Here is a 6,141-nt window from a genome sequence, read left to right on the forward strand (position 1 = left end):
GCGTCGAGCAGCTGCGAGACTTGGAGACGGCCAAGCAGGTGGCGGCGCTGCTGGAGGCGGAGAATGCCCGGCTGCACGAGCGCCTCGAGGCGCTCGTGGCAGAAGTGGCCCGGCTCAAGGGCGAGGACGCCCAGGCGCACCTGCAGCTGGAGCTGACGCAGCTCAAGGAGCAGTTGGCGCTCATGCAGCAGCGGCTGTTCGGCGCCTCCAGCGAGAAGCGGGGGGCCAGGCCGCCGAAGCCTCCGCGTGCCAAGCCGCAGAAAGGCCACGGCCCCAAGGCTCAGCCCGAGCTGAAGGTGCAAGAGGTGCTGCTGCCGCTGGACGAGGCGGACCGGGTGTGCGGCCTGTGCGGCAGCGGCCTGCATGCGTGGGAAGGCCAGAGCGAGGACTGCGAGGAAATCACCGTTGTCGAGCGAAGCTTCCTGCTGCGGCGGGTGAAGCGGCAGAAGTACCGCTGCGGCCAGGGCTGCGCGCCGGTGACGGCGCCGGCCCCGCCGCGCCTGATTCCAGGCGGCCGCTACTCGGTGGACTTCGCCGTCCACGTGGCACTGATGAAGTACGGTTTCCACTTGCCTCTGGCCCGGCAAGAGAGGCTGTACGCCCGGGAAGGCCTGGCCGTGGAGGCCCAGACGCTCTGGGACCAGCTGGAGGCGCTCGCGCGCCATCTCCAGAAGTCCTACGAGGCGCTGCTGGCCGAGGTATTCACCTCGCCTCTCATCCACGCGGACGAGACGCACTGGTTTCTGTTGGACAAGGGGCCCGGGACGAAGTGGTACGCCTGGACGGTGGCCTCGCCGGATACCGTGTACCACCGAATTCTCCCCAGCCGCTCCGGGGCCACCGCTCGCACGGTGCTGGGAGACTACAAGGGCCTCGTCCTCGTGGATGGGTACGCGGCCTACCAGACGGCCACCAAGGCGGGAGCCGACGGCCCCGCCCCCGCCACGCTGGCTTTCTGCTGGGCCCACGTGCGCCGTAAATTCTTCGAGGCGCAGAAGTTTGCTCCTGCCTGTCAGGCCGTGCTCCAGCTCATCGGCGAGCTGTATGGCATTGAGAAGGAGTTGCCGGACTGGTCCGCTCTTAGCGGGGAGGCTCGTCAGGCCGCGCTCGCGCACCGGCTTGCCGTGCGTCAGCAGCACTCCGCACCCGTGGTGCAGCGCATCCAGCAATGGGCCCTCTCGCAGCGGGCCATGCCTGGTAGCGCCTTTCGCAAGGCCCTGGAGTACATGCTGCACCTGTGGAGCGGGCTGACTGTCTTTTTGAGCCACCCCGTAGTGCCTCTGGACAATAACCACGTCGAGCGCCAGTTGCGGGACATGGTGCTGGGCAGGAAGAACCACTACGGCAGCAAGTCTCAGCGGGGCACCGAGGTGGCGGCGCTCTTCTACTCCCTCATCGAGACGGCTCGCCTGCGCGGAGAGGAGCCGGGGCACTACCTGCGGCGCGCTGCGCTCGCTGCCATCGAGAATCCAGGCACCGTCACGCTTCCTCAGCGCCAAGACTGACGGCTGTTTCCTCTCTCATCCGGCTCAGGCCTGCCCCTTCAGGGGGACGGGGCACGGCGAACTCATACGAACAGGCTCACCACATCCAAACGCAGCCCGCGCGGAGCTCCTGAAGGTCGGTAGGCCACCCGCGCGTTGACGCGCCGCCGCTGGGGGTTCTCATCGGGCCCCCGCTTGCGCATGCCGTGAGGGACCCAGCTGTCACCGGTAGGCGGCGGAGGGCTGAAGCCGCACTCGTCTCTCTTCCCGTGCCCCCAAAAAGAGACGGCCGGTGCCCCGGAAAGAGGGCACCGGCCGTCAGAACTTCAGAGTCAGGATTCCGTGCGGCCTAGCGGCCCGCCAGGACGCCCGAGCCCTTCTTCTGGACCGTCACCGGGGCGAAGGGGTTCGCAGGCACGCGGACCTGGCAGGTGCCAGCCGGGGCCGACGTCACGTTGCCCGAGGTGTCGCTGATGGTGAAGTGCACGTCGTACACGCGATCCGTGCCGTTGGAGTTCGGCTTGGCGCGGACCAGGAACCGGCTGTTCGTCTCGATGACGATGTCGTTCGAGTCGTCGCCCGGCTCGTTGCTGGTGATGGACTCGATGAAGCCCAGACCATTGATGTCCATGTAGCCCTCGCAGGAGTCCACGGCCTCGGCGCACTCGGTCAGATCCACCGGCCGCATGAAGGTCGGGTCCGGGTTCTGGATGATGGCCGGACGGCCCACCACCGACGGAGCGATGTTGTCGATGACTTCCACCGTACGCGACAGCGGATCCGCCGCGTTGTACGCACCGTCACGCACCTGGTACTCGATGGTGTAGGTGCCGGGGATCTGCTTGTTCAGGTTGCTGAAGGACTGCACCGACGGAGTCACATCGCCGTAGCAGATGTCCTCGCCGATGGCGCCCTCGTCGATGTACGGCTCGGGATCCTCCTCGTCGCCCATGGGGTGGAAGCACTGCACCTGGACCGACTCCTCGCCCAGCAGGGCCAGGTTCGGCTTGATGGTGTCCTTCACGTACACGGAGAGGATGGCGCCCTGGATGTTGTAGGCCTCGTCCCACGCCAGGTACTGCACATAGTAGAGACCTTCCACCTCGGTGGTGGGGCCAGGACCGAAGTCGTCCTCGTCGATGGAGCCGGGGATGCCGTCTCCGTCGTCGTCGCCCGTGTTGTACTTGTGCACCGGCAGAATCCCCTCGCAGAGGTCCTTCGCCGTGACGAGCGGCGGCACCCACTCGTTGCCCGCGGCGTGGCCCGAGCACTCGTAGACGATGTCCTGGTCCACGATGGAGAGCTCCGGCAGCTGGGTATCGACGATGGTCACCGTGCGCGACAGCACGCCGTCCCCCGTCGTGGTGTTCCCGTGCTTGTCCGAGGCAGTGTAGGTCACCACATGCTGGCCAGGCACCTTTGGCAGCACCGCAGGACTCTGAATCGCGGGCAACTCGCCGTAGCAGGCGTCATCGGCAATCACGTCGTTCGGGTCCAGCTGAGCACCACACTCAATGGTGGGATTGGCCTCGCCCACGAGGATGAGCTCAGGGGCCGTGGTATCACGCACCCACACATCGCGGTCGATATAGACCGGCCCGCCACCATCCCGGTAATCGTTACCCTGGTACCGAACGTAGTAAGCAGGATCGCCGGTTTCGAAGTTCACTTTCTTCAGATCGACGTTGTTGTGATCGCGGATGACGTTCGCGGACAGGTCACCGCGGCACAGGTCGGTGAGCTTGGGCAGTGAATCGTTGAGCGTGTCGATGGCGCACTCAAGTATCAGCGTCTCCGGCGTCTCGAAGGCAGGAGGCAGCGTGTCCACCACGTTCACGTCGCGGATGGCGGTGCTCTGCCGGCCGCTCTTGTCCGTAGCGGTGTAGTTGACCGCGTAGTACCCCGGCACCGACTCGTTGATGTTCTCGGACGAGACGACGGTGGACGAACCCGAGCACAGGTCGAAGGCCGTAGCGCCGGGCTCCACGTACGTGTCGCGCTTGCACTCCAGGTTCATCGGGTTCTCACCCAGCAGGGTGATGGCCGGGGGCAGCGAGTCGTTCACCTGCACCGTGCGGGTGACCGTGGCCGAGGTGTTCCCAGCCATGTCCTGCGCGCTGTAGCGCAGCTCGTAGTTGCCCGCCTTGGTCGTGTCCACGGTGCCCGACACCGTCACCGGCACGTCGCCGGCGCACAGGTCGACCGCCTTGGCACCCGGATCCACGAAGGGCTCCGAGCACTCGACCGTCACGTACACCGCGCCATTGAGGGCGATGCTGGGGGGCAGGTCATCGTTCACCTTCACCGTACGGGTCACGGGCGAGGTGGCCACGTTGCCGGCCTGATCCTGCACGCTGTAGGTGATGGTGAAGTTGCCCGGCTGACCCGGGATCGTGGTGCGCGTGGCGATGATGGCACTCTGTGGCAGAGGGCCATCGCACTGGTCGTTGGCCGTGGCGCCCGGGTCCGCGTACTCGCCGCCGCACTCGAAGGTGTCGGAGACGGGGCCTTGGACGTTGATGTTCGGGGCTAGCGTGTCGCTGACGTTCACCTGGCGGGTGACCGACGGCGCGCTCTGACCGGACGGATCCGACACGTTGTAGATGAGCGTGTAGCTGCCCGTCTTGTTGGGGTTGAGCTCGCCCGAGCGGGTGATGACTCCCGTCAGGTCGCCCACGCAGGCGTCCAGCGCCGTGGCGCCCGGGTCGTTGTACGGCGAACCGCACTCCAGCGCCTGGGTGGCAGGGCCCGTCAGCGCGAGCACCGGCGGCACGTTGTCCTCCACATGCACCGTGCGGCTGGTGGTGGAGGTGGCCGTGTTGCCCGACTCGTCCTTCACGCTGTAGCTGATGGTGAAGGAGCCTGGCTGGCCCGCGATGGGGGTGCGCGTGGAGACAATCTCACCCGTCAGGTCATCCTCGCACAGGTCGTTCGCCGTGGCGCCCGGATCCACGTAGGTGGAGCCGCACTCAAACGCCTGGTCGAGCGGACCGTTGACCGTGATGGCCGGGGCCAGGGTGTCGCCCACCGTCACCGTGCGGTTGACCGGCGCGGCGGTACGGCCGCCCGGGTCCTTCACGGTGTAGGTGACCGTCTGAGCGCCCAGCTGCTTGTTGTTGATGCTGCCCGTCGCCTCAATGGCGCCCGTCAGGTCACCCGCGCACTGGTCGTTGGCCGTGGCGCCCGGGTCGTTGTACGGCGAACCGCACTCCAGCGGCTGGTTGGCAGGACCCACCAGCGCCAGCTCCGGCGCCAGGGTGTCCTCCACCGTGACGGTGCGGCCAGTGTCGCCCACGCCCACGTTCCCGGACGGGTCCGTGGCGCTGTAGGTGATGGTCACCGCGCCCGGCACGCTCGGATTCACCGTGGTGCTCGGCACCGCGGGTAGCATCCCCGCGCAGGCATCGTCGGCCGTGGCGCCCGGGTCGTTGAACCCGTCGTCACCGCACTCCACCGCCAGCGTGGCAGGCCCGTTGACCGTCACGACCGGCTTCAGCGTGTCGCTCACCGCCACCGTGCGGCTGACCGGCGCGGCCGTGTGGCCCCCGGAGTCCGCCACCGTGTAGGTCAGCGTGTAGTTGCCCACCGCACCCTCGTTGAGCGTGCCGGTGCGCACCACCGCGACCGACAGGTCGCCCGCGCACAGGTCGTTGGCCGTGGCGCCGGGGTCGTTGAACGGCGAGGCGCACTCCAGGCCCACCGTGGCAGCCCCATTGAGCGCCAGCGTCGGCGCCTGGGTGTCCTGCACCGACACCGTGCGGGTCACCGGCGTGGCCGTGTTGGCCGCCGAGTCCGTCACGTTGTAGGTCAGCGTGTAGTCGGCGGGCACCGCGGGGTTCACCGTGCCCGTCACCGTGATGTTCAGGTTGTCGTCGCACACGTCCTCGGCGATGGCGCCCAGGTCCGTGAACGGATTGCCGCACTCCAGCGCCTGGTTGGCAGGCCCGTTGAGGGCGAGCACCGGCGGCGTGTTGTCATCCGACTTCACCGTGCGGGTCACCGGCGCGGCGGCGCTGTTGCCCGACGGATCCGTCACGCTGTAGGTGATGGTGAAGCCGCCCGGCACCTGGGTGCGCACCGGCACCACGCGGTCGGACACATCCCCGGCGCACGCATCGTTGGCCGAAGCGCCCGGGTCCACATAGTCCGCGCCACACTCGAACGTCTCGGTGGCGCCACCGTTGAGGGCCAGCGTGGGCGCCAGCGTGTCGGCCACCGTCACCGTGCGGCTGACCGGCGTGGCAGCACGGCCGCCCAGGTCCGTCACGGAGTAGGTGATCGTCTGCGCCGTGAGCTGCTTGTTGTCGATGCTGCCCGAGGTCTGGATGCGGTTGCTCACATCCCCCGCGCACTGGTCGTTGGCCGTGGCGCCGGGGTCGGCGAACGGCGTGGCGCACTCCAGGCCCACTGCGGCAGGACCGTTGAGCGCCAGCGTGGGCGGCAGGGTGTCGGCCACCGTCACGATGCGGCTGGCATCCGACGTCGCCGTGTTTCCGGAGGTGTCCTGGGCCGTGTACTTGATGCTGTAGGTGCCCTCGGAACCCGGGTTCACGACAGAGGTCGGCACCGCGGGAACCGGCCCGATGCACTTGTCGTCGGCCGTGGCGCCCGGATCGTTGAACGAGCCGCCGCCGCACTCGATGGTGGCGGCCAGCGG

General features: G+C 67.9%; 2 protein-coding genes. One reads left to right on the forward strand and one right to left on the reverse strand.

Features of this window, described 5'->3' with window-relative positions; genetic code table 11:
- The coding region (tnpC, locus tag KY661_RS36940; protein WP_225414660.1) for an IS66 family transposase at positions 1–1,505 on the forward strand (1,505 nt) is incomplete at its 5' end.
- Between the two features lie 328 nt (positions 1,506–1,833).
- On the opposite strand, the gene KY661_RS36945 is transcribed toward tnpC, so the two are convergent.
- A partial coding sequence (locus KY661_RS36945) for an immunoglobulin-like domain-containing protein (protein ID WP_225414661.1) occupies positions 1,834–6,141 on the reverse strand: 4,308 nt, incomplete at its 5' end.

Origin of the sequence: Allostigmatella hybrida (genome assembly GCF_020103775.1) — a bacterium.
Lineage (GTDB): Bacteria > Myxococcota > Myxococcia > Myxococcales > Myxococcaceae > Hyalangium > Hyalangium aurantiaca.